The following is a 24,039-nucleotide window of genomic DNA, read 5'->3' as shown; positions in this document are numbered from 1 at the left end:
GTGAGGAACGGAGAGACCCCGATCCACCACCATCACCATGTGCCGAGGTCTAAGCCGCAAACCCTTAATTTAGCGGTGGTTCCGACCCCACCCACGACAGGCTGAAATGACCGAACGGGCAAACCGGACAGGTATTGGTTGCGAGGCGAAGGCGCGGCAAACCATGAACCGTCCCAGCAATGTGGGATAAAACACCACGGGATCGAGGCGGACCGGCCAAGATACCGAGCATCATTCGTCATGCGGACATGGGGATCGTGCGTACTATGCATTATGCCACAGCAGCGGGGTTAATGGCCTGCAAGGTTTTTTGAAAGGCAAACCGAATGAAAAAAGCCCGCGGCACGGCCTAAGAAAAAAACCAGTGGCGACCGCGCGGGCCGGTAAAACACAAACGCCACCGCACTACACAATGATAACCAAGGCGAACCCCGGGAAATACCACCGCAACACACCAAAAACCACCGCATTCTTAGCACCGAAAATGGGTTCCAATAAAAAATCGACCGCAAACCGACCTCTTCGATTGCCTTGGGACGTGGAGACTTGCTAGGATAAGGGACTCACATAAAACTTTACCGCCAAAAAATTTCCGCCCTTCTCGCAAATAAACGGCCGCGTCCGTTTAAAAAACCTGCCGTATCAACAAGGTTCGGGAGACCTCGCGCACGGGTAATGGGTCACCTTGCCCTATCATAGGCCTGTTGATGAGGATCAATGAGGTATCAGCTTGAACAATCAAGAAGAAACCGTCGCTTATTTGTCAATTGATGATTCATCGCAAAAAGAACGACTGAAACGCGCCATCGATTCAAAAAAAATGAAAATTAAACACTTCGCACGGGAAGCCGGCATGGCTTACCCTTCGTTGCGTGATTACTACACGGGCGTCCGCAAGCCGGGGTACGATGCGTTGACCACGATCCTTGCCTTCACGGGCGTGTCGGGTGACTGGCTGATCTTGGGCAAAGGCCCGATGTTTTTGGACGAAAAAGAAACGTGCGAGGAAGTCGACAGCAATCTGATCGCCGAAATCGCCCGTCACCTGACCTATGCTTACGACCACCACATCGAAGCGGCGGTGGCGCAATCCGGCGAAAACGGGGTGTACTCCATCAACCGCCGTCGCCTGAAGCACCGTATCAATGAGGCCGGTGAACGGGCGTTGCTGATGGCCAATGTGTACAACAAGGTGGCGCCGGTCAAAGACCAGCAATCACGCGAGGACGAACTGAAGCGGGTTGTCAAAGATGTGGTCGATCTCCACAAAAAGCTGACGGAAAACCGGGTCAAAGAGCTTCAGGAATACTGGGACTAGCCCGCATTGCTTACAAGGAATGCTGCTACGGGGCAACCCATGCGACGACGAGGGCGCGGCCTTCCGCATTGCATGGTCGAGGCGCGGCGAAAGGTCAGGCCCTCGCGCCGCCCCCAGGGCATAACCTGTTTACTCACAGCAATTTCAAAACCTCGCGACGAATTCTAGGTAGCAATGCGGGCTGGGAAACGGCCCATCCGAACCCGTCGGAGAAGTTCCCCCCAACGCCCTGAAATGAAAAAAGGGGCGGTATCGCTACCGCCCCTTTTTCATTTCAATGTTGCATTGGGTTAGATCGTGGTTTTGGCACCGCTGATCTTTTCCTGACTGCTCTTGATCAAGCTGTCGAGGCTGAACTCGTCGGTAACCTCGTCCGCTTTCTCGCGAATGGTGGTATCGGGATCGATCTCTACATCGCGGTAGTAGATCATGCCGGTACCGGCCGGGATCAGTTTACCCATGATGACGTTTTCTTTCAGGCCACGCAGGGTGTCCACTTTGCCTTCGATGGAAGCCTCGGTAAGCACACGGGTCGTTTCCTGGAAGGACGCGGCCGAAATGAAGGAATCGGTCGACAGAGAGGCTTTGGTAATACCAACCAAGAGTGGGTGACCCTTGGCGGGCTGGCCGCCCTCGGCGATGACGCGTTCGTTTTCTTTTTGGAAGCGGAACTTGTCAACACGCTCGCCAACGATGAACACGGTATCGCCGACTTCGTCGATTTCCATCCAACGCATCATCTGACGGATGATAATTTCGATGTGCTTGTCGTTGATGTTTACACCCTGTAGGCGGTAAACCTCTTGGATCTCGTCGACCAGGAATTTCTGCAATTCCTTCTCGCCCAGAACGTTGAGGATATCGTGCGGGCTGCGGGCACCGTCGATGAGCTGCTCACCGGCGCGAATGAACTCGCCTTCTTTAAAGTGGATGTATTTACCCTTGGGAACGGAGTACTCGCGTTTGACGCCGTATTCGTTCTCAACAGAGATCTTTTGCTGACCACGGCTGATGTTGCCGTAAGCCACAACCCCGTCGAGCTCGGCAATGACCGCGGGTTCCTTGGGTTTCCGACCTTCGAAGAGTTCAACGATCCGCGGCAGACCACCGGTGATGTCCATCTGACGGGTGGTGTCTTTTGCGATCTTGGCAATAACGTCACCCGCGTGGGTTTCAACCTCGCGTTCGATCATGATCAAGGATTCGTTGGGCAGTGGGTAACGGTCCATGACCTTGCCGTCGGCGTCTTTGATCAAGATGGTGGGGTGCAACTTCTCGTCGGCGGAAGGAACAATCTTCTGACGGGAGTAGGAGGTTGCCTCGTCCACTTCTTCAATCATGGTGACACCAGGGATGATGTCTTTGAAATCGGAAGTACCGGATACCTCGGAGACAACAACAAAGGAGTAGGGATCCCATTCAACCAAGATGGTGTTGGGTTCAACGCGTTGGCCGGAGTGTACTTTCACCTTGGCACCGATGACAGTGGCGTAGTGTTCCTCGCGTCCCTCGTCGTCAATAACCACAACCGTACCGTTACGGGACAAGCAAACCTCGTCGCCGTCACGACCTTGAACGGTTTTCATGTTGCGGAAGTCAATGGTACCGCCGCGGCGGGTAACGTGGGTCGACTGCTCGTCAACGGCGGATGCGGTACCACCGATGTGGAAGGTACGCATGGTCAACTGGGTACCGGGCTCACCGATGGACTGAGCGGCAATAACACCAACAGCCTCACCGATTTCAACCAAATTACCCGTGGCCAGGTTTTTGCCATAGCACAGGCGACATACGCCGTATTCTGATTCACAGGTCAACACCGAACGGATGGTGACTTCATGAATGCCGGCGTATTCAATTTCTTGGGCAACGGACGGGCTGATCATGTCGTTGGCTTCAACCAACAGCTCGTTGCTGGTGGGGTGGTACACATCATCGAGGGCAACGCGGCCGATAATTCGGTCACGCAGGGACTCAATGACTTCACCCTGCTCAATAATGGCGTGGGCGGTAATGCCGTCCAAGGTACCGCAATCTTCCTCGGTGATGATCACGTCTTGCGCAACGTCAACCAGACGACGGGTCAGGTAACCGGAGTCGGCGGTTTTCAGCGCGGTATCGGCCAGACCCTTACGGGCACCGTGCGTCGAGATGAAGTACTGCAGTACGGTCAGACCTTCTTTAAAGTTGGCGGTAATCGGGGTTTCGATGATTTCACCGGACGGTTTCGCCATCAAACCACGCATCCCGGCCAACTGGCGGATCTGCTGTTTCGAACCACGGGCACCGGAGTCGGCCATGATGAAGATCGGGTTGAGGTGCTCGTTGGAGATGTTGACATCTTCCATAAAGTCGAACATCTCTTTGGCGATCTCTTCGGTAACCTCGGACCAAATCTGCACAACTTTGTTGTAGCGTTCTTTGTTGGTCAAAAGACCGTCTTTGTACTGGTGTTCGACCTCGATAACCTTGTCCTTGGCGCTTTCGAGAAGGTCTTCCTTGTTGGGAGGAATGACCATGTCGTCGATGCCGAAGGAAATGCCGGCGACGGTCGCATACAAGAAACCCAGTTCCTTGAGGATGTCCAGACAGCGAACGGTGCGTTCACGACCGAAGGAATTGTTCCAGTAGTAAACGAGGCTGGTCAAACCGCCCTTTTTGAACAGACCGTTGATGAACGGCATGTCGTCGGGGAAAGCGGCGTTGAAAATAACGCGGCCAACGGTGGTCTCAACCTTGTGGTTCACCACATCTTCCTCGAGGTGGGCCTGAACGCTTTGTTTTTGCGCGGCCTTCTCAAGATCGATCAGCTTACCGGTGTAACGCAGGTAGATGCGGCTGTTGGTTTCAACCAAACCGCGCTCTTTGGCGGCAATCACGTCCTGAAGGCTTTTGAAGATCATGCCTTCGCCCTTCAGGCCCTCGCGCGACAAGGTCAGGTAGTAGGAACCCAACACGATGTCCTGGGTGGGTACGGTAATCGGGTGACCGTGCGCCGGTGACAGGATGTTGCGCGAGCTGAGCATCAGGGTTTCGGCCTCAATGACGGAGGTCGGGCTCAGTGGCACGTGAACGGCCATTTGGTCGCCGTCGAAGTCGGCGTTAAAAGCGGTACACACCAGCGGGTGCAGACGAATCGCTTTACCTTCGACCAAAACGGGATAAAAGGCCTGGATGCCGAGACGGTGAAGCGTGGGTGCGCGGTTTAGCAAGACGGGGTGCGATTTAACCGCTTCTTCCAACACTTCCCAGACAACCGGGGCACGGGCTTCGACCAATTCCTTGGCGGTTTTGACCGTGGAGGCATGGTTGTACTTTTCGAGCAGGTTGTAGATAAAGGGTTTGAACAGCTCAAGCGCCATGGCCTTGGGCAGGCCACACTGATCGAGCGCCAGCTCGGGGCCAACCACGATAACGGTACGGCCGGAGTAGTCAACACGCTTACCCAACAGGTTTTGGCGGAAACGACCTTGTTTCCCTTTGAGGGTGTCGGACAGCGACTTGAGCGGACGGTTGTTCCCGCCCTTAAGGACGCGACCGCGGCGACCGTTGTCAAACAAGGCGTCGACGGCTTCTTGGAGCATGCGTTTCTCGTTGCGAATAATCACATCGGGTGCGCGCAGTTCCAGCAGTTTCTTGAGACGGTTGTTGCGGTTGATCACGCGACGGTACAGATCGTTGAGGTCGGAGGTCGCGAAACGACCACCGTCCAGGGGTACCAGGGGCCGCAGTTCCGGTGGAATCACCGGAATAACGTCGAGGATCATCCACTCGGGTTTGTTGCCGCTTTTCAAAAAGGCTTCAACCACCTTGAGGCGTTTGGCCAACTTGGTCCGCTTCTGGGCGGAGGTTTCGTGGCGCATGCTGTAACGTAGTTCGGTGGCCAGATCGTCCAGATCCAAACCTTGCAGCAGTTCCTTGATGGCCTCGGCACCCATTTTCGCGGTGAAAACCGGGCCGTATTCCTCGCGCAACTGGCGGTACTTTTCTTCCGTCAACAGTTCCTTGGGTTGAATGGTCGAGATACCACCTGGATCAATGACCGCGTAGGCTTCGAAATAAAGCACGCGCTCCAGATCTTTGAGGGATACGTCGAGCAGGTAGCCGATACGGCTGGGCAAGCCTTTGAAGAACCAGACGTGGGAAACGGGGGCGGCCAATTCGATGTGGCCCATACGCTCGCGGCGCACCTTGGACAAGGTGACCTCGACACCGCATTTATCGCAAATGATGTTGCGATATTTCATGCGTTTGTATTTACCGCACAAACACTCCCAATCCACGACAGGACCAAAGATCCGAGCGCAAAAGAGACCGTCTTTTTCGGGTTTGAAGGTTCGGTAGTTAATCGTCTCTGGTTTGGTTACTTCGCCGAACGACCAAGAACGGATCGTTTCGGGAGAAGCGAGACTGATTCGAATGGCTTCAAACTCATTGATCGCCGGCTGGCGATTGTAAAACCCATGACGTTGCATGTTTCCTCCTCTACTTCTCGGACCTAATTACTCTTCAGAACCTTCGGTTGGTTCGGCCGTCAATTTCTCCAAGTCACCTTCCTTGAAGAGTTGAACGTCCAACGCCAAACTTTGCAGTTCTTTGACAAGAACGTTGAAGGATTCGGGGATGCCGGGCTCACACGCGGGCTCGCCCTTGACGATGGCTTCGTAAATCCGGGTACGGCCCTGTACATCATCGGATTTGACAGTCAGCAATTCTTGCAGGATGTGCGCGGCGCCGTAGGCTTCCAGCGCCCAAACTTCCATCTCACCAAAACGCTGGCCACCGAACTGGGCTTTACCACCCAAGGGTTGCTGCGTGATCAGCGAGTAAGGGCCGATCGAGCGAGAGTGAATTTTGTTATCAACCAAGTGGTGCAGTTTCAGGATGTAAATCACACCCACGGTAACGGGCTGTTCGAACGGCTCACCGGTACGGCCGTCGTAGAGCACGGTTTTACCGGAGGTGGGGAAATCGGCCTGTTTCAGCCAATCCTTGATGTCGATCTCACGGGCACCGTCGAAAACCGGGGTGGCGAAGTGTTTGCCCAGACGTTTGCCGGCCATACCCAAGTGGGTTTCCAGGATCTGACCAACGTTCATACGCGAGGGAACACCCAGCGGGTTAAGCACCACGTCGACAGAGGTTCCATCCGGCATGTACGGCATGTCTTCTTCAGGCAAGATCAACGAGACAACACCTTTGTTACCGTGGCGACCGGCCATTTTGTCGCCTACCTGCAACTTGCGTTTTACCGCGACGAACACCTTAACCAGTTTGATAACACCCGGGGGAAGTTCATCGCCTCGTTTCAGCTTTTCGACTTCCTCTTCAAAGACTTGACGGGCGACTTCAACCTGTTGGTTGGTTTTGGAAGAGATGTTGGCGATTTCCAACTGAATGTTGGGGTCGGTAACGTCGATGCGCTTGAGGTCGGAGAGTTTCAAACCATCCAACTTCTCGGGATCGATTTCGCCGCCGGCGCCAATCAACACATCACCGGTCAAGGGGTGAATCACATCGTCCAAAACTTCTTTGCCTTTCAGCAAACGGAGAATGTTTTTGATCGCCTGGTTTTGGATGATTTGTTCTTGGTCCTCGAGGCTCTGTTTCAATTTCAGCGTTTGTTCTTCTTCAATCTGAAGCGAACGGCTGTCTTTGTCGACGCCTTTACGGGAGAAGATTTTGACATCAACCACGGTACCGCGGATGCCGGGCGGTGCGTACAGGGAAGCGTCGCGAACGTCGCCGGCTTTTTCACCAAAGATGGCGCGCAGCAGTTTCTCTTCCGGGGTCAACTGGGTTTCACCTTTAGGGGTAACCTTACCCACCATGATGCTGCCAGGTTTGATGGAAGCACCGATGCGAATGATGCCGGAGTCGTCGAGGTCCTTGAGGAACTCTTCGCTTAAGTTGGGGATATCACGGGTGATTTCTTCAGGACCCAACTTGGTGTCGCGGGCTTCGATTTCGAATTCCTCAATGTGGATCGAGGTGTAAACGTCTTCTTTCACAACGCGTTCGGAGATCAGGATCGCATCCTCGAAGTTGTAACCACGCCAAGGCATAAAGGCAACGAGTACGTTTTTACCCAAGGCCAGCTCGCCGCATTCGGTGCAGGCACCGTCGGCGATCACCTGGTTCTTGCGCACGTAATCGCCTTTGCGAACCAGCGGCTTTTGGTTGAAGCAGGTGTTTTGGTTGGAGCGTTTGAACTTGGAGAGGTAGTACACATCCACACCGAAGTCGGGAATTTCGCCGACATCGTCGCGGGAGCCTTCAAGGCGGATAACGATGTGTTCCGCATCAACGGTTTCAACCCAGCCGTTGTTGCGGCAAACCAGGGTGGCACCGGAATCGCGTGCGGCGATGTATTCCATGCCGGTACCGACCAGGGGCGCCTCGGTTTTCAACAGGGGCACGGCCTGACGTTGCATGTTGGATCCCATCAGGGCGCGGTTGGCGTCATCGTTCTCGAGGAACGGGATCAAGGAGGCGGCAACCGAAACAACCTGTTTGGGAGAAACGTCGATGTAGTTAATGGTTTCCCGCGGGAACAATTTGAATTCACCACCGCAGCGGGAGTTAACCTGTTCCTGGGAGAGGCGGCCGTCTTCGTCCAACGGCGCGTTGGCCTGGGCGATGACGTACTTGTCTTCTTCCCATGCACTCAGGTAGTGGGCGAAGGGGTCAAAGGTGACCGGTTCGCCGCCCTCGGTCGCGATTTTTTTGTTGAGTTCCTCAACGTGCTCAAAGGTCACCACGTCACCTTTACTGTGACCGGTGCCGGATGGGTTGATGATGCTGACCTCGCGGATCACGCGGCCGTCTTCAACGCGGTAGTAAGGCGATTCGATAAAACCGAACTCGTTGATGCGCGCGTAGCAGGACAACGAGGAGATCAGACCGATGTTGGGACCTTCAGGGGTTTCAATCGGGCAGATGCGACCGTAGTGCGAGGTGTGAACGTCACGAACCTCAAAGCCGGCGCGCTCACGGGACAGACCACCCGGGCCCAGTGCCGAGAGACGGCGTTTGTGGGTAATTTCAGAAAGCGGGTTGGTTTGGTCCATGAACTGGGACAACTGGCTGGAACCAAAGAACTCTTTGATGCTGGCCATAACGGGTTTGGCGTTGATCAGTTCGTGCGGCATGATGGTGTTGAGGTCGTTGTACAACGACATCTTTTCCTTGATGGCACGTTGCATGCGCACCAAACCGACGCGCAACTGGTTTTCCAGCAATTCGCCGACGGAACGAACACGACGGTTACCCAGGTGGTCGATGTCGTCGACTTTGCCGATGTTGCGGTGCAGGCGCAGCAGGTAATCGATGGTGGCGTGGAAATCCTCGGGCGTCAGCACGCGCTGATCGAGGTTCTTTTCCAGGTTGAGTTTGGTGCAGAACTTGAGGCGACCCACGCGCGAGAAATCGTAGCGTTGGGAGTCAAAGAACATCTGCATGAACAATTTGCGCGAGCTTTCCACCGTGGGAGGATCGCCGGGACGCATTTTGCGATAGATCTCAACCAGCGCTTCCTCGGGCAGACGAACTTGGTCGCCCTGGAGGGTGTTGGAGATCAGTTCGCCGCAAGGATCAACCTCGGGGAAAAAGACCTCGGCGGCGGCGATGCCGTTTTGCACGATGGCGGCCAGCAATTCTTCATCGAGCGCCGTGTTGGCCTCGGCCAAAATCTCACCGGTCTCTTCGTTAACCAAATCGGCCAAGAGGGTGGTTTTGGGCATGGTGTCGAGCTGGACCGGGAAGTATTCAATGCCGGCTTTTTTGAGCTGGCGCTGGGAAGCACGGGAGACCTTACGGCCGGCCGCAACCACAACCTCGCCGTCGTCGTTGGTGACGTCCTCGGCGAACTTGGCGCCCAAGGAAGCCTCGTACATGCCCAACAGAACCTTGCCGTCTTTGAAACGGATCACCTGGGGTTCTTGGTACTTGCGCAAGATGCTTTCGTTGCTGTGGATGTCTTTGTCCAAACTGCCCAAGGCGCGAATAAAGCTGGTGCCGAGGAACTTGCGCTTGCGGTCGATCCGCACGTAAAGCACACCCTTGGAGTCGGTTTCAAACTCGATCCAGCTACCGCGGTAAGGAATGATCTGCGCGTGATAGGTGCCTTGGTCGTCGCCCTCGGAATAAAAGACGCCGGGCGAGCGGTGCATCTGAGAAACGATGACGCGCTCGGTGCCGTTGATGATGAAGGTGCCCTGCTCGGTCATGAGCGGGATGTCGCCGAAATAAACTTCTTGTTCTTTAATGTCGCGCGGCAGCGGTGCAGCGTCGGCGGGTGCGCCTTCTTCTTTGTCCCAGACAACCAGGCGCACGGTAACTTTGAGCGGCGCGTCAAAAGTGAGGCCGCGTTCCTTACATTCATCAACGGAGTATTTGACTTTTAATTTTACGGAGGTACCGCAGACGTCACAGATCGCCTTTTGGTTTTCGTTGGTGGCGCCACACTCGTCACAGGTCAAACGGTGACCGGAGTATTGATCGGAAATGATCATATGGCTGCACTGGTGGCATTCGGTACGGTTGTGGTGAATGCCCTGTAATTTACCGCACCGACACTCCCAGTTGCCGATCGTATAATCGACAAACTCAAGAGAGCAGGTATCTTTGAAATCAGAGATAGGGAAAAGAGACTCAAAAACCGCTTTCAGGCCGATGTCCGAACGTTCGTTGGTGAGCTTGTCCATCTGCAGGAAGTAATCGTAAGAGGCCTTTTGAATATTGATCAGATTCGGTACCGGAATCGATGTTTCAATTTTGGCGAAATCAGTACGTTGGCGATAGGTGAGTTCGGAATTGCCCATAAGCGACGCTCCTTCATGATGAGTGTCAGTGACACCCTACCCCTAGACACAGCAATGCCGGACCACGATTGGCGGCCGGCTTTTTAAAAGTTGAATCAATTTTGGGGATAGTTGGTTTCGGTCCCACACGGAGAAATGGTTTTACCTTGAAAAACGGCACCCCGTAAAGGGGTGCCGCGAGATGATTAGTCAAGCTTAACGCCGGCACCGGCTTCTTCAAGCTGTTTTTTGATGTCTTCAGCTTCTTCTTTAGAAGCGCCTTCTTTAACTTTGCCGGGGGCACCGTCAACGAGGGCTTTAGCTTCTTTGAGGCCGAGACCGGTGACAGCGCGAACAACTTTGATAACGTTGATTTTCTTCGCACCGGCACTCTCGAGGATAACATCAAATTCGGTTTTCTCTTCAGCAGCGGCAGCGCCACCGCCGTCAGCGGCGGGAGCCGCGCCTACAGCTGCAACAGCAGCCGCGGAAACACCGAATTCTTCTTCGAGAGCTTTCACCAATTCGGCAAGTTCCAAAACGGTCATCGATTTGATGGATTCGATGAGTTCGTCTTTAGTAATGGTCGCCATGATCAAATCTCCTTAACTCTTTTAACCTTCTTGATCTTTTTTCTGTTTAATCTGATCAAGTACCACGACAAGGTTACGCGATACGCCGGAAAGCGCGGTGACAAGTCCTTGTACAGGGTAGTTCATCATGTACATCATCTTGGAAACCAGAACCTCTTTTGGAGGCAGTTTGGCGAGGGTTTCCAAGCCATTTAAATCAATTGCCTTGCCTTCGACAACACCCGCTTTGAATTGGAAAGCGTCGTTTTCGTCAGCGAATTCATTCACCAACTTGGCCAAGCCAACCACATCTTCTGGGTTATAGGCGAGGGCCGTGTTGCCGACCAACTGGTCGTTTACTTGGGCAAAGTCCGTGTCCGTGAACGCAAGTTTGAGCAGGGTGTTTTTAACGACCACATACCGTGCACCGTTTTCCCGCATCTTGCGTCGCAGTTGAGTGTCCTTCTCAACGGTCAACCCTTTGAAATTCACCAGAAAGATGCTACTGACTTCTTTCAGGTCGTCGCGGAGTTGATCGACGATCTCTCGTTTGCTCTGTTTATCCATGTCTGCCTCTCCTTAACCCGATACCGAGCTGGTATCGATGGAAATACCGGGACTCATGGTCGCAGAAACGTAAACACTCTTGAGATACTTGCCTTTGGCACCTGGGGGTTTCGCTTTAACAACACTGTTCGCAAGCGCTTCAGCGTTAGCAAAAAGCTTGTCCAGACCAAACGACTTTTTCCCGATCGGAGCATGAACAATACCGGTCTTGTCGACCTTATAGGCTACTTTGCCGGCCTTGATTTCTTTCACCGCGTTTGCAACGTCCATTGTGACGGTGCCGGTCTTGGGGTTGGGCATCAGACCACGGGGGCCGAGAACCTTACCCAAACGACCAACAACCCGCATCATGGCGGGAGTTGCAATTACCGCATCGAACTCCAAGAATCCGTCTTGGATTTTTTGTACGATTTCTTCACCGGCGACAATGTCGGCGCCGGCCTCTTCGGCCTGCTTCTGACGTTCACCGTCGGCAATCACCAAAACGCGTTTGGTTTTACCGGTCCCGTTTGGCAGCATCAGCGTGCCGCGAACCATTTGGTCCGCACGACGGGGGTCAACGCCGAGTCGGAATGCCATTTCGACGGTTTCGTCGAATTTGGCAATGTCCATTGACTTCAGCAGTTCTAAAGCTTCGCGTAAATCGTAATCTTTTTGTTCGATTTTGGAGGCGGCGGCACGGTACTTTTTGCCTTTTTTGGCCATACATCCTCCTAAATTACGCTACCACCGGATTTGCTGGTTCGCGGGGTGGTTGCCGCGAAAGTTGAAATCCCTTAAGGGGTTTCAACACCCATGGCGCGTGCAGAACCACGAACCATGCTTTTTGCCGACTCAATGCTGGTGGTATTGAGGTCGGGCATTTTCGTTTTGGCAATTTCCTCGATTTGCTCTTCGGTCAACTTGCCAACTTTGTTTTTGTTTGGTTCGGGCGAACCCTTTTCCAAACCCAGAGTCTTTTTAATCAAAACAGCAACAGGCGGCGTTTTCACCTCGAAGGAGAAGGAACGGTCCGCGTATACTGTGATGACAACCGGAACAATCAAGCCGGGGTTTTGCGACGTCTTGGCGTTAAATGCTTTAACGAACTCCATGATGTTGACGCCGTGCTGACCCAGTGCCGGACCGACGGGCGGTGCAGGCGTGGCTTGTGCTCCAGGAAGCTGGAGCTTAATGTAGCCAGTGATCTTTTTTGCCATGGTACAGTCACCTTTTGCGTGGTTAGCCCGATACGCGTTTCACAACGCCTACCGGGTAATTGGTAGCTAAAATGCTAAATCTTTTCGACTTCGTGGAAGCTCAACTCGACGGGAGTAGATCGCCCAAAGATGGTGACTTTGACTTTCAAGGTACCTTTGTCTTCGTTCACTTCATCGACAGAACCAATAAAGTTAGCAAACGGCCCGTCGATAATTTTAATCTTTTCGCCTGCTTCAAACAGGAACTTAGGCTTGGGCTTTTCTTGCGCCATGTGAACTTGGTTGAGAATCTGGTTAATCTCTTCTTCAGAAAGGGGGCTCGGGTTGCGGCCACCGACGAAACCGGTCACACGGGGCGTGCTCTTGACGACGTGCCAACCGTCATCAGTGAGATCCATGCGGATGTAGATGTAACCGGGAAAAAGCTTTTTCGTCGTAATCACGCGCTTGCCGTTCTTGAGCTCCATGACGTTTTCCGTCGGAATCAGAACCTCGCCCAAAAGGGCGTTTTTACCGAGGGCGTCGAAGCGCTGCTCGATGCTTTCTTTTACCTTGTTCTCATAACCAGAATACGTATGGACGATATACCACCGCATTGTCGACTGATCGGGACCTTCTACTTTTTCCTCGTCCATCTTTTAAAAACTCCGTCTTCCAGCGCGGACCATCAATAAAAAAGCCGGCGAAATACCGTAGAAATGACAACATCTACCCCATAGAGGTAGACCGCAAAAAAGACCGTTGTTCCGAGAACAACCAAAGTTGTCTCAACGACTTTCGGTTTGTCTGGCCAATGAATCTTTTTCAATTCTTTCTTGGCGTCTTGGTAATATTCGCTAAAGCCGGACATCGAAGGCTCCCTGTTTGTAAAAAAGGAATGGCAGGGGCAGTAGGACTTGAACCCACGACCTGCGGTTTTGGAGACCGCTGCTCTACCAACTGAGCTATACCCCTGTAAACGTGCGGAAACCCTTGCCAAACCGAAGCCCGGCAAGGGACCGACGTGTTAATGATTGATTATTCGACGATCTTGGCTACAGCACCGGCACCGATGGTTTTACCACCTTCGCGAATCGCAAAACGCAGACCGGCGTCCATGGCGATCGGGGTAATCAAGGTGCAAACCAAGTTCAGGTTGTCGCCAGGCATAACCATCTCGGTACCTTCAGGCAAGGAAGCAACACCGGTAACGTCCGTGGTACGGAAGTAAAACTGGGGACGATAACCCTGGAAGAAAGGCGTGTGACGGCCACCCTCGTCCTTGGTAAGGATGTAAACCTCGCCCTCGAACACGGTGTGTGGCGTAATGGAACCGCTTTTCGCCAGAACCTGACCACGCTGCACGTCTTTCTTGTCCAAACCGCGCAGCAACAGACCGACGTTGTCGCCCGCTTCGCCTTGATCCAAGAGCTTGCGGAACATTTCAACACCGGTAACAACTTTCTTTTGGGTTTCTTTGATACCCACAATCTCAATTTCCTCACCTACTTTAACAATACCTTGCTCGATACGGCCGGTAACAACGGTACCGCGACCGGAAATCGAGAAGATGTCTTCAACAGGCATCAAGAAAGGCTTGTCCAAGGCACGTTCGGGAGTAGGGATGTACTCGTCAACGGTTTGCATCAAGTCGAGGATTTTTTGCTTATGCTCTGCATCGCCTTCCAAGGCTTTCAGAGCGGAACCCATGGTGATGGGGATATCGTCGCCGGGGAATTCGTAGCTGGAAAGCAATTCACGAATTTCCATTTCAACCAGCTCGAGCAACTCTTCGTCGTCGACTTGGTCGGTTTTATTCATAAAAACAACAATAGAAGGAACCTGTACCTGGCGAGCGAGCAGGATGTGCTCACGCGTCTGAGGCATGGGGCCGTCGGCGGAAGATACAACCAAAATCGCGCCGTCCATCTGAGCGGCACCGGTGATCATGTTCTTAACGTAGTCAGCGTGGCCGGGGCAGTCAACGTGAGCGTAGTGACGATTTGCAGTCTCGTACTCAACGTGAGCCGTGTTGATGGTAATACCGCGCTCTCTTTCTTCGGGCGCGTTGTCAATTTGATCGTAAGCTTTTTTCTCTGCGAAACCCTGGTCAGCCAGAGTATTGGTAATAGCAGCAGTCAGGGTGGTTTTGCCATGGTCAACGTGACCAATTGTGCCGATATTTACGTGCGGCTTACTACGTTCAAACTTTTCCTTTGCCATGGTGCCGATCTCCTACGATCTCGTTAATTCTAAAAAAGCAGCAAAGAGTTCGCTAAGGCCTCTTCGAAACAGCTGAACCCAACCCCAAACAGAGAATGGAGCCCTTAATCGGATTTGAACCGATGACCTCATCCTTACCAAGGATGCGCTCTACCGCTGAGCTATAAGGGCTTCTTAAATGACATCTTAGTTGTGGTTGGAGCGGGAAACGGGATTCGAACCCGCGACCCTTAGCTTGGAAGGCTAATGCTCTAGCCAGCTGAGCTATTCCCGCGTCAAGGCATTTGAGAGAGAGTGGTGGGGGAAGGCGGATTCGAACCACCGAAGGCATAGCCAGCAGATTTACAGTCTGCCCCATTTGGCCACTCTGGAATTCCCCCGTCGCTCTCAATATTACAAACTCGCGTCCGGCTTTATTAGCTGTACGCAACGAGTTCTGTAAACTAGCAGAAAACTTTTTGCGCGGCAACCCCTAAAATTTATTTTTTTTCTTCGGGTTGCTACGGGGCCGCGAATGCCCTCTCGTAGACATAGGCGCCACCAAGGACGCCAGCATAGAGGATAGCGATTGAAACTGCAACCCCCCAAATCAACCAAATCCAATTTTTTATTTTAAATCCCTGTTTTTTAAACTGGTTATGGAGACGCAGTCCCACCATGCCGATCATCGCCCACGGAATCAGGTTGCCTATATCCATATGATCTTGAAGCCCCTCGGTTACGATCTCCTCTCCAAAACGACCGACCAATACCTGAATATCCTCCTGCCCGCTCCACACCGCCGGCAAGACGGTCACCGCCGCCACGGTCAACATGAACCACGCGGTTCCAAGCCAGCTTTCTTTTTTGGCCACACTCCCGACCAACAGCGTGGCCGTCCCCACCAACCACATCGCGATGGGGAAATGAACCAGAAAGGGATGCCATCCGGCGAGAAACGACAATTCGTCACCTCATTCGTCATTTTTGGCGAATCGCCTCGGCAAGGGGCGGACGATTCTCCATTCAACCGCGCCCATTCTAACCCGCATTTCTCACGAGGATTCGTCACGAGAAGCTGAAAGCCTTGTAAGTCCGAAGATGACGACCAAGCGCAAACGGAGCGGGGCCGACCCTTCGGCGCAGCAGCGCTACGTCGCGTATTGCTCGACTGAGCAAAGCGGAAGACCGCCCCCTCGTAATCGCATGGGCTGACCCGCAAACGGGGACGGCATCGGTTCCGGCACCGTTTCCACGCATCTTTCCGGGAAATCCTCGCGAAAAGCCGCTTCGCCATAGCTCCCCGCGCCGGCTTCCCATATAATCATCAAGTTTTGGCAAAAGCCGGCCTGGGTTTTGCCTACACCAAACGCGGCCGCCCCTATTCTATAAAAGCCGCAAGGACCCGTTTTCATGACCCAGACCCTTCACATCGATGTTTACAACGATGTCGTCCTTTTGGTCGACGCCGACGGTGATGTGCTCGACGCCTTTAATGCACGCGGCCGGACCGACCATCCCCTTACCGAGGGGGTTACCCACTACACCCTGCGCAGCCTGATTACCCTACCCGGTCATTGTGCGGTTTGCGGCCGCGAAATCAGCGAGCGCAACACGGCCTGCACCAGCAGCGGTGGGTTCCACGCGTTTGTCGGTTTGGACGACCATCCCGACCTCCCTGAACAGCACAAAGCACGTGCGCGCTCCCTCGCCCTCGCTCGGCTTCATTACGAAGACCTCGATTTTTACGTTGAACAGGACCAGTTGTTCCCCATCGCCGAACTGCTGCCGACCCTGCACGTGTAACCCTTGTTTCCAGAGCACCCGTTCATGAACCGCTTCCTTTCCCCAACCGACACGCGAGAAAAGATCGCCTTATCCCTGGCGTTCCTCCTGGGTCTCCTCGGCTGTAGCACGCCGCCGCCGGCCACCCAATCACCCGATGCACCGCTTCTGATTCGCATCGGCGCGGAACACGGCCAGTCGGAAGAGCATCATCTCGACGAATTTCAATTTTTTGTGACCGAGGTCTACCCCGAATTGGAAGGGACCATTGAGGACGAGCTACACTCACGCCTGTTCGACCGCTTCGAACGCGAGGTAATCCTTTCCTATATCGCCCGACGCACGGGGTTCCACGTCAGCGACGATCAAATCGACGCCTTCATTCAAAACCAAATGACCACCGTCAGCTTCCACCTCATGAACGCCGAGGAACAAACCCAGTGGCGCCGGGCCATCCGCCGCCGTCAACGGGTGCAACAATTTCTGCAGCGCAAGCTGTTGCGTGAAGTCAACATCGACGAGGACGCGATTCACGCCTATTACGGTGATAACGAGGATGAATTCAAGCGGGAACCGATGTACCGCATTCGCGTTTTGCCGATCGAGGACGAGGCGGTCGCCAAAACCATCCAGAACACCCTGCGGCGCACCCGCAAGCCCTTCATCGAGGTGGCCCAAGCCCACCTGGAAGACGCCGACCAACTGATGCCGGTCACGGTCCCGCTCAAGAATTTGGCCGAACCCTTCCAAAACGCGGTTCGTCGGCTGCGGCCGGGGCGTCATTCCAAAACGATCCCGCTAAAAGAAGGCGAGATCACGGTTTACTATATACTGTATCTCGAAGCCGCGATTCCGGCCGCGACCCAGTCGTTTGACGAGGCCTACCACGATATCCGCAAAACACTGGAGCGCCGCGCCATCGAAGCCCAACTCGAAACCGTGCTCGAAGAATGGCGCGCCAGACTCCACATCGAGGTTTTCCGCAACAACCTCACCTTCACCTACCAAGAACCATCCCTAAGGAGCACCCCGCAATGACGTTCTTATTTTGCCTGATGTTGTTCACCTGGCAAGACGATTCGCCGATCCATTTCGTGGATCGCATCGCCCTCAAGGTCAACGACAAAATCATCACCCAACGGGAGTTGGTCGCGATGTACCAACAACGCCGGCAAGGTTACATGGAAGCCTTCCGCGGCGCCGAGTTGGACGAAAAGCTCAAGTCATGCTGGGACGACACCCTGAAGGAAGCCCAGGAACAACTCCTTTTGTACGAAAACGCGGTCCAAGAAGGGGTCTCCCTTTCCGAGGAAGACGTCCGCACCCGCTTGAACGCCATGCGGGAATCCAACGGCTTCACGGACGAAGAATTTGAAAAAATCATCCAAGAACAAGTCGGCATGGCCTTGCCCGAATTCATCAAGTACCGCCAGCGGGTCGACAGCAGCGACCAGGTGATCCAAGCCCGCATTCTGAGCCGTATCAAAATCGAAGAAAGCGACATCGCCAAGTACTACAGCGAAAACCGGACGCAGTACATGACCCCGGCCACCTACCGCATCGCCGAGATTGCCTTGCTCAAAGGCGAAGGCGATCCTCTTGCCGCTAAAATTAAGGCCAACAGCGCGGCGGATTTCCTTAAAAAGGGTGGTGATTTCACCGAGGCGGCCCAGATGTACAGTGACTCGCCCTCGAAGGAGAACGGCGGCGATTTGGGCACGGTTGAGTTCGGCGACTTGAACGCATCGATTGAAGACCGCGTGAAAGCCATGGAACCCGGCGGCGTTTCCGAGATCTTCGAAACCCCCACGGCCTTCTTCATCATCAAACTGCTTGAGCGCACGCCACCCCGCCCCAAGCCGATCCAAGATGTCCGCCCAGAGATTGTGCGCAAATTACGCGCCCCTCGGATGGAAGCCCAAATGAAGAGTTACATCACGGAGCTCAAAGAAAAGTACCTGCTGCAAGTGATCCTCAAAAAGCCGCCCAAATACCTCGATTTGGACGAAAAAATCTAACACCTGTTCGCGAGACCAGACAACAAACGGCGCGCCCTTGGGTGCGCCGTTTTTGTTTTTGGGCCGGGTGACCATCCACCAGAGTATGGACCGGCCGATAACCCGCATTTCTCACACGTAATTCTGCTACGAAGCCGAGCGCCATGCGATTACGAGGGGGCGGCCTTCCGCGTTACTCCGTCGAGCCGCCTTCGCCGTAGCGCTGCTACGCCGAAAGGTCGGCCCCCTGTTCCGTCTCTTGGTCGTAACCTTCGTACTCACAAGGCTTTCAGCTTCTCGCGATGAATCCTTGTGAGAAATGCGGGTTAACCCATCGGGGCAATCATCCGCGGCGACGTTCCGTCCGTGGTTCAGCCCCCGGCACAGACCCCGGTGCCTCCCGTGGTTTTTTCCACGCGGTTCCATTCGTGGTTTTTCCAACCGGTTTTTTCCACGGTTTTTCCACGCGGTTCCGTCCGCGGTTTTTCCACCCGGTGCCTCCCGTGGTTTTTTCCACGGGGTGTCGTCCGCGATTTTTCCAACCGGTTCCATTCGCGGTTTTTTCCATCCGGTTTCGTCCACGGGGCATCCAGCGCCAACCCCTTCAGGGTTTGCCGTCCGTGAACCCCCAACACCCAGGGTGCGACCATTTTCAATGGTCGTACCCGGGGCTGACATAGTGCCCCCCTTCAGGGGGCGTCCAAAGTGGCGAGGCGAAGCCTCGCATTTATTTGAAACACGGTCCGCGGATCACGGTGTGCGGCCCTTTCAGGGCTCGCCGGATCTGTCACAACCATGCAGGGTCTCATCATACGACGCCACACCGCCCAGTCGGGGTTCATCACACGACGCCACACCGCCCAGCCGGGGTTCATCACACGACGCCACACCGCCCAGCCGGGGTTCATCACAGGACGCCATACGGCCTAGCCGGGTCCATCACCCGCCGTCACATGGCCAGGCGGTGTGGCATCACCCGGCATGGTGGGGCCTTGCCGAGTTTTTCTTTCGACCGCGGGCGGCCACAGGACGTTTCGTCTTTCCGGCCACCCCTCGCGCGGGTCTTTACCTTCTCGGGAAGCAAGACCCTTTTAATCCAACAAGGGGTTGGTTTTGCGAACCTTGATATGGGTTTTGGCGCGGATGTTCACCGATTCGTCCGGGCTGTCAATGCGAACCTCTTGGGTTTTCACCGAGACGGGCAAATTCAGGGTCATGGCGTACATGGTATTGGCCGCCTCTTCAATATCGCGCACATACTCGCGAATCTTGCTTCGGTCCGCGCGGAAAATGCGGTAGTGGAAACCACCCGACTCCTCGGCCAAAATCTTCATCACCCCTTGGTTAATGCTGCTAAAACGGACCTTGTCCGAAATGTAGTTCTTCTTGGCGTCTTTTTTGGCAAACAAACGCGAGAGGCCGATGGCGCGCACGAACTTTTCCGCTTTGCCGGTTTCCTTCTGCAGGAATGCGGTTTCATCATCGGACAGTCCCGGGTTGTTGTCTAACCACAAACTGTAGACGACCACATCGTTTTCCCGCGCATAAGACAACATCCCGTTACGAGAGTACTCACCCTCGGTTCCAATCCCGTCGGAAACGACCACCATCACCTTGCGTCCTGAATACTGCAACAAACTGTGGATCGAGGCGATCACCGCATCATATAAATAAGTCTCGTTTTCCTCGTACAGCTTATCGGCCTGCTTGGGATTGGGCGTTTGCAGTTTCAACGCATCGGCCACGCTGAGAAGAACGGCCTTGGATTGGTTGGGCTCAAGGTACTGGTCGTACCGATCCGAAAAAGCCACAAAGAAACCCCGATCCATCGGGCGCATGCTTTCGATGTAGCGTTTCAAAGCCCCGATGTTGGAGCGGTAGGACGCCTTCATGCTGTAGGAGGTATCCACCAGGAAGCAGTAGGTAATGGGCTCCTCGAGTTTTTCGACACGAACCGGCTTGGTGCTTTCCCCGTCGACACTCACCTCAAGTTGGCTTAGGTCGAGATCATTTTTGAATTTGAGTTCTTCGTCATAGGCGTTAAAAAACACCTCAACCAAACGGGTTCTGATTTTTTCATCCGCTTTCAAAGGCTTGAGTTCCTTGGTGACTTTAAACAGGCCGCGGTCGGTTTCAAGCACGGCGGTCAGATTGTTTTCCCCCGAGATCGAGAACAAGCCCTGATCGACGGAAACATCCCAGGGATCCTGATAACGCGCAAGCACCAGGCGGTCGTTGAGAAAAACGTGCATGGCATGAATGGTGTGGCCGTCGGCACGCATCACCACCCGGTCCAAGGCGGCGGCGTCGTCGCGACCGGGCAGCACCATCGCCACCCCGTCAACCGCGCCGTCACGCGCCTCCTTGGCTTGTTGCAACAGCAGCGAAACGGGTTGCGCCTTGGCCTGCTCGGGAACGTGGGTACTGCTATTAAGCATGACCGCGTCGGCGGCCCAATCGCCGGAAGCCCGTTGCCAAGCGCCGCGCACCTCGTTCCAACCCGGCCGCAAGGAAACGCCGTCAAGACGGTAAACCACGCTTAGCCCGTCGCCACTCGCGGCGGTCGCTTCAACGACGCCCGTTACGGGCGTGCCGTTCACCACAAAGCGAGAGGGCGGAACCTGTTCGGTTTCGTAATAGCGGCGAAACACAAACAGGCGCGCCAAAGCCACGCCGGTAAAGTTGTCTTGCAAGGGGAAATAACGGTTATCAAAGACAAACTGTTTGGGGGTTACAAAACCTTCCAGGGGAATCTGGGCCAAGCCACTCGCGATCAACATGCTCGAAGCGCCGATGCCGCCGCCACCCAGACGGGGCACATCAATCCGGCGGCGGTCAACCGATTCGCGTCCATCGCGGTCCTTCAGTCGCAGAACAATATCGTACTGATCCGGCTCCATCACCACGGAGAAACGCTGCATTTCGTAGTTCACCACGTCAAAGCGTTTCTTGAAGTCGACCACCTTGTGCTGGTAAGGATCGTAGGCGGCCAGGTTGATGTCGACACCGCGACGAGAGGCGTCGGCAAAGGTGAGGTTTACCATGATTTGGGTGCGGTTCTGATCGCCGCGGAAGAAAGCGTAGCTAAGGTTGTAACGCAACTCTTGACGATCCTCGGAAGCGAGGTTCTCAATATCCTTGGTGAAACCCAGGTAAGGCAAGGTCAAGGCACGGGAAGAGAGCCGATAGGGCTCGGCGCGATCCAGTACATAGGCCAAACGCACGGATTCCAATTGGGCTTCCAGGTCCTCGGGTGCTTTTAAGCGGTAGCTGTTGTTACGCGTGTCGTAAAGAAAACGGAAGCTCATGTTGCGCGAGGGATAGTGCCAAACTTCCTCATAGCCTTGAATCAAACCGGTTTGGGAGAGTTTGCGCTGTTTCACATCCTCGGGGTCGCCCATCAGCAGCAAAATCCGGCCGCGGTCGGTACGGTGTCCGGGCGTCTCCCCTTCCCCAAATTGACTGATCGCGATCTGGCGACGTTCGAAGAAACCGAGGCGAAAGGCGTTGCCGACGGTTTGAGGTTCGGGGTCGCGTTTGTACCAGAAGATGCCCTGAAAATAGCGCTTGGCGTCGCGGTTGGGGAGCTTGGCGTAAATCTCGCGCTCCCCTTGGGTCATGATCGGGTCGACAATCGCCAAAAAATCCTCACTGGGACCGAGGTCCAGTTTTTGGGCCGAAAGCAAACCGCAAAACGCCGGTACAAACATCAAACAGGCAAACCATTTCATAAGGATCACAACCTCTAAAGCGAAAAATCAGCGAACGGGAATAAGCATAAGTGGGCCGGAAAGACCCGTGGAATCCCGCGCCCAAAAACGTGTGGCGCGCACCATCATAGCAGGAAGCGCGGGAGTGGTCCCAAACCTTGCAAACCTCGCACCATATTTCGCGCGGTGTCGGTCGCGGCTTTGTTCTCAGGGGGTCTCGAAGATTTCATTCTGATGTTGCAGGTACCGGTCGGCGCCCGCGTCGTCAATCACGGAGGAATCCCGCAGAAAACCCGGCCAAAACGATTCGAACCGTTTTTGGTACACGGCAAAGGGGTAACGCAACCCTTTGAAATAGACCTTGGTCGGCCAGGGGAAATGCCGTTGCGGCGAGGCAAACAGCAACAAATTGTCATCCTCGCGACAATGCAGCACGGCAACGGTCTCAAACACTTCAAGAATGGTACGGACCTGGTGACCGCATATGCGGTTGCAGTTGGGACTCCACAGATTAAATACGGCCAATCCGTCCGGAGCGGTGCGGGTCCGAACCAGTTCCATGAATTCGACACTCATCAAGGACGCGGGCACGAATTGCGACGAGTAACAATCGACGATCACGAGATCCCAAGGCGCGGGGACCCGAACCGATGAAGCCCCCCCTTCAAGGACGGCGCGCAAGTCGTCCTCCACGACCTGGTGTTGCCGGGTCAGCCGAAAAAACCGGCGCCCCAAGTCAATCACGGCGGGATTAATTTCAACGGTCACAATGTCACTGGTATGGCGCCACAACCTGTCAATGAAGTGGAGCGCGGTACAGCTCCCCAACCCACCGATCAAAACGCGCGGGGGATGATGCGCGAGTTCGCGAACGGCGTAACACATGAGCCCAACATATTCCAGGACGGGCACGGTGTGGTCGAGAAGGCTCATCACACCTTGGATACTGTGTTCAAAATGCAGATAACGGTGTTGTAAAGGAAAAAGGTCGACAACCCGAATCCAATCCCCGCCAATTCGCTTATCGAAAACAACGCGATTGTAGGTGGACATGGCAGGTGCCTCCGAGGGGGTGTTGCTCATAATGTAGCTTAATCGCTAGCGCTTGTGGCCACCAAGTGGACTCAGGCCGAAATTCAACGAATAGGCACGGGACCCTGATTCACCCATAACCGGGGACGACCGCCGATCCGCGGCGCTCACAAAAACCTCACGGTTCTTGTTGCACGGTCGGTGTGATTTTGGTTAAATGCCGAACTCACAGCGGTTGCAGTTTGCCCGGGGTGATCGGTCGCATCACCCAAGAAAACAACCTGCCCCGAAAGAGATGGGGGCTAGCCCGTTGGCGAAGGAGGCTGCTTCTGGTCCACGGGAGCCGAGGCGAAGCAACCAGAATGCGCGTACGTCAAAAGGCGCACCTTAAAGCTAAGAAAATTGCAAGAAAAGCTAAGGTCATTACTAATTTGACCGAGCTGTTTAAGTATGGTTTACTAGATAAATATTTTTCCATCAAAGGATATAGGGACAATGAAGTTCTTTAGGAATTTGTTGCGCCGCAAGCCTGAGCTTTGTCAGGAAGACTTGGTAAAGCCGTTTTGTTTAAAAGCAAAACAAGCCATTTTGGCAGAGGACCTGCCCAAGGCGATTGCCTATTTGGATTGCGGCATTCGCGTTGCGCCCAACCGATTAAATTTGTACCTCCAGCGCGCTCAGATTTTCCAATACGGGCTGGACAATTACAGCCGCGCCCTGGAAGATTACCGCTATATATTGCGCGAACTAGAAACCCAACCCGACGCTCGATTGGAAGCCCAATGTCGCCGTGCCATGCGCGACATGATGAACGGCACGGGTACACAGGCGAGAGACCTGTAAGCGCCGCGGTGTGTTCAACCTATGCCCCGCGGTT

General features: G+C 54.4%; 17 protein-coding genes and 4 tRNA genes. 5 read left to right on the top strand and 16 right to left on the bottom strand.

The window, feature by feature from the left end; genetic code table 11:
• Positions 1-730: 730 nt before the first annotated feature.
• Positions 731-1,318: a helix-turn-helix domain-containing protein gene (locus J3U88_RS26340; RefSeq protein ID WP_207861992.1), complete on the top strand. Its 588-nt coding sequence runs from the start codon at positions 731-733 to the stop codon at positions 1,316-1,318.
• Between the two features lie 290 nt (positions 1,319-1,608).
• Here the strand turns inward: J3U88_RS26340 and rpoC are convergent, their stop codons facing one another.
• The 14 genes from rpoC to J3U88_RS26270 all read right to left on the bottom strand — a co-directional run bounded on the left by rpoC (position 1,609) and on the right by J3U88_RS26270 (position 15,603).
• Complete coding sequence (gene rpoC, locus J3U88_RS26335) at positions 1,609-5,793, bottom strand: DNA-directed RNA polymerase subunit beta' (protein WP_207861991.1); 4,185 nt, start codon at positions 5,791-5,793, stop codon at positions 1,609-1,611.
• A gap of 27 nt (positions 5,794-5,820) precedes the next feature.
• A complete protein-coding gene (rpoB, locus tag J3U88_RS34430) occupies positions 5,821-10,140 on the bottom strand; it encodes a DNA-directed RNA polymerase subunit beta (RefSeq protein WP_243436163.1) in 4,320 nt (1,439 codons plus the stop codon).
• A 185-nt stretch (positions 10,141-10,325) separates the two neighbouring features.
• Positions 10,326-10,712, bottom strand: coding sequence for a 50S ribosomal protein L7/L12 (gene rplL / locus J3U88_RS26325; protein WP_243436162.1), 387 nt, complete (start codon positions 10,710-10,712; stop codon positions 10,326-10,328).
• A 21-nt stretch (positions 10,713-10,733) separates the two neighbouring features.
• Positions 10,734-11,258: a 50S ribosomal protein L10 gene (gene rplJ / locus J3U88_RS26320; RefSeq protein ID WP_207861990.1), complete on the bottom strand. Its 525-nt coding sequence runs from the start codon at positions 11,256-11,258 to the stop codon at positions 10,734-10,736.
• 12 nt (positions 11,259-11,270) lie between these two features.
• A complete protein-coding gene (gene rplA / locus J3U88_RS26315) occupies positions 11,271-11,963 on the bottom strand; it encodes a 50S ribosomal protein L1 (protein ID WP_207861989.1) in 693 nt (230 codons plus the stop codon).
• 71 nt (positions 11,964-12,034) lie between these two features.
• On the bottom strand, positions 12,035-12,457 hold the full coding sequence (gene rplK / locus J3U88_RS26310) for a 50S ribosomal protein L11 (RefSeq protein ID WP_207861988.1): 423 nt from the start codon (positions 12,455-12,457) through the stop codon (positions 12,035-12,037).
• 74 nt (positions 12,458-12,531) lie between these two features.
• A complete protein-coding gene (gene nusG, locus J3U88_RS26305; protein ID WP_243436161.1) occupies positions 12,532-13,092 on the bottom strand; it encodes a transcription termination/antitermination protein NusG in 561 nt (186 codons plus the stop codon).
• Positions 13,093-13,124: 32 nt separating this feature from the next.
• Positions 13,125-13,307: a preprotein translocase subunit SecE gene (gene secE, locus J3U88_RS26300; protein WP_207861987.1), complete on the bottom strand. Its 183-nt coding sequence runs from the start codon at positions 13,305-13,307 to the stop codon at positions 13,125-13,127.
• 28 nt (positions 13,308-13,335) lie between these two features.
• Positions 13,336-13,411 (bottom strand) — tRNA-Trp (locus tag J3U88_RS26295).
• Positions 13,412-13,474: 63 nt separating this feature from the next.
• Positions 13,475-14,659, bottom strand: a complete 1,185-nt coding sequence (gene tuf, locus J3U88_RS26290; protein ID WP_207861986.1) for an elongation factor Tu — start codon at positions 14,657-14,659, stop codon at positions 13,475-13,477.
• Between the two features lie 96 nt (positions 14,660-14,755).
• Positions 14,756-14,830, bottom strand: a tRNA-Thr gene (locus J3U88_RS26285).
• A gap of 26 nt (positions 14,831-14,856) precedes the next feature.
• Positions 14,857-14,933 (bottom strand) — tRNA-Gly (locus J3U88_RS26280).
• Positions 14,934-14,954: 21 nt separating this feature from the next.
• A tRNA-Tyr gene (locus J3U88_RS26275) sits at positions 14,955-15,039 on the bottom strand.
• Between the two features lie 120 nt (positions 15,040-15,159).
• On the bottom strand, positions 15,160-15,603 hold the full coding sequence (locus J3U88_RS26270) for a DUF2231 domain-containing protein (RefSeq protein ID WP_207861985.1): 444 nt from the start codon (positions 15,601-15,603) through the stop codon (positions 15,160-15,162).
• A 448-nt stretch (positions 15,604-16,051) separates the two neighbouring features.
• Between J3U88_RS26270 and J3U88_RS26265 the strand changes: the two genes are divergently transcribed.
• From J3U88_RS26265 to J3U88_RS26255, 3 genes are read left to right on the top strand one after another with little or no spacing between them, the layout of a single operon-like run.
• Complete coding sequence (locus J3U88_RS26265) at positions 16,052-16,444, top strand: hypothetical protein (RefSeq protein ID WP_207861984.1); 393 nt, start codon at positions 16,052-16,054, stop codon at positions 16,442-16,444.
• A 24-nt stretch (positions 16,445-16,468) separates the two neighbouring features.
• Positions 16,469-17,461: a peptidyl-prolyl cis-trans isomerase gene (locus J3U88_RS26260; protein WP_207861983.1), complete on the top strand. Its 993-nt coding sequence runs from the start codon at positions 16,469-16,471 to the stop codon at positions 17,459-17,461.
• Complete coding sequence (locus J3U88_RS26255) at positions 17,458-18,441, top strand: peptidylprolyl isomerase (protein WP_207861982.1); 984 nt, start codon at positions 17,458-17,460, stop codon at positions 18,439-18,441. Before J3U88_RS26260 ends, J3U88_RS26255 begins: the two co-directional genes overlap by 4 nt.
• A 1,070-nt stretch (positions 18,442-19,511) precedes the next feature.
• Here J3U88_RS26255 and J3U88_RS26250 read toward each other — a convergent pair.
• Both J3U88_RS26250 and J3U88_RS26245 read right to left on the bottom strand, forming a co-directional pair.
• Positions 19,512-22,151, bottom strand: a complete 2,640-nt coding sequence (locus tag J3U88_RS26250; protein ID WP_207861981.1) for a GWxTD domain-containing protein — start codon at positions 22,149-22,151, stop codon at positions 19,512-19,514.
• 186 nt (positions 22,152-22,337) lie between these two features.
• Positions 22,338-23,183, bottom strand: a complete 846-nt coding sequence (locus tag J3U88_RS26245; protein WP_207861980.1) for a spermidine synthase — start codon at positions 23,181-23,183, stop codon at positions 22,338-22,340.
• A 474-nt stretch (positions 23,184-23,657) separates the two neighbouring features.
• Here J3U88_RS26245 and J3U88_RS26240 point away from each other — a divergent pair, with 474 nt between their 5' ends.
• Positions 23,658-24,005 (top strand): tetratricopeptide repeat protein, encoded by a 348-nt coding sequence (locus J3U88_RS26240; protein WP_207861979.1) that lies wholly within the window; start codon positions 23,658-23,660, stop codon positions 24,003-24,005.
• Positions 24,006-24,039 lie beyond the last annotated feature (34 nt).

Source organism: Acanthopleuribacter pedis (assembly GCF_017377855.1).
Lineage (GTDB): Bacteria > Acidobacteriota > Holophagae > Acanthopleuribacterales > Acanthopleuribacteraceae > Acanthopleuribacter > Acanthopleuribacter pedis.
The sequence above is the reverse complement of the archived record's forward strand: the minus strand, read 5'-3'. Positions and strand labels throughout refer to the sequence as shown.

What these genes read in the sequence shown, in the direction of transcription:
- J3U88_RS26260 (WP_207861983.1), top strand. Translation starts at nt 16,469, where the DNA reads ATGAACCGCTTCCTTTCCCCAACCGACACGCGAGAAAAGATCGCCTTA.
- J3U88_RS26245 (WP_207861980.1), bottom strand. Translation starts at nt 23,183, where the DNA reads ATGTCCACCTACAATCGCGTTGTTTTCGATAAGCGAATTGGCGGGGAT.
- nusG (WP_243436161.1), bottom strand. Translation starts at nt 13,092, where the DNA reads ATGGACGAGGAAAAAGTAGAAGGTCCCGATCAGTCGACAATGCGGTGG.
- rplJ (WP_207861990.1), bottom strand. Translation starts at nt 11,258, where the DNA reads ATGGATAAACAGAGCAAACGAGAGATCGTCGATCAACTCCGCGACGAC.
- J3U88_RS26255 (WP_207861982.1), top strand. Translation starts at nt 17,458, where the DNA reads ATGACGTTCTTATTTTGCCTGATGTTGTTCACCTGGCAAGACGATTCG.
- secE (WP_207861987.1), bottom strand. Translation starts at nt 13,307, where the DNA reads ATGTCCGGCTTTAGCGAATATTACCAAGACGCCAAGAAAGAATTGAAA.
- rplK (WP_207861988.1), bottom strand. Translation starts at nt 12,457, where the DNA reads ATGGCAAAAAAGATCACTGGCTACATTAAGCTCCAGCTTCCTGGAGCA.
- tuf (WP_207861986.1), bottom strand. Translation starts at nt 14,659, where the DNA reads ATGGCAAAGGAAAAGTTTGAACGTAGTAAGCCGCACGTAAATATCGGC.
- J3U88_RS26250 (WP_207861981.1), bottom strand. Translation starts at nt 22,151, where the DNA reads ATGAAATGGTTTGCCTGTTTGATGTTTGTACCGGCGTTTTGCGGTTTG.
- rpoC (WP_207861991.1), bottom strand. Translation starts at nt 5,793, where the DNA reads ATGCAACGTCATGGGTTTTACAATCGCCAGCCGGCGATCAATGAGTTT.
- rpoB (WP_243436163.1), bottom strand. Translation starts at nt 10,140, where the DNA reads ATGGGCAATTCCGAACTCACCTATCGCCAACGTACTGATTTCGCCAAA.
- rplL (WP_243436162.1), bottom strand. Translation starts at nt 10,712, where the DNA reads ATGGCGACCATTACTAAAGACGAACTCATCGAATCCATCAAATCGATG.
- rplA (WP_207861989.1), bottom strand. Translation starts at nt 11,963, where the DNA reads ATGGCCAAAAAAGGCAAAAAGTACCGTGCCGCCGCCTCCAAAATCGAA.
- J3U88_RS26240 (WP_207861979.1), top strand. Translation starts at nt 23,658, where the DNA reads ATGAAGTTCTTTAGGAATTTGTTGCGCCGCAAGCCTGAGCTTTGTCAG.
- J3U88_RS26265 (WP_207861984.1), top strand. Translation starts at nt 16,052, where the DNA reads ATGACCCAGACCCTTCACATCGATGTTTACAACGATGTCGTCCTTTTG.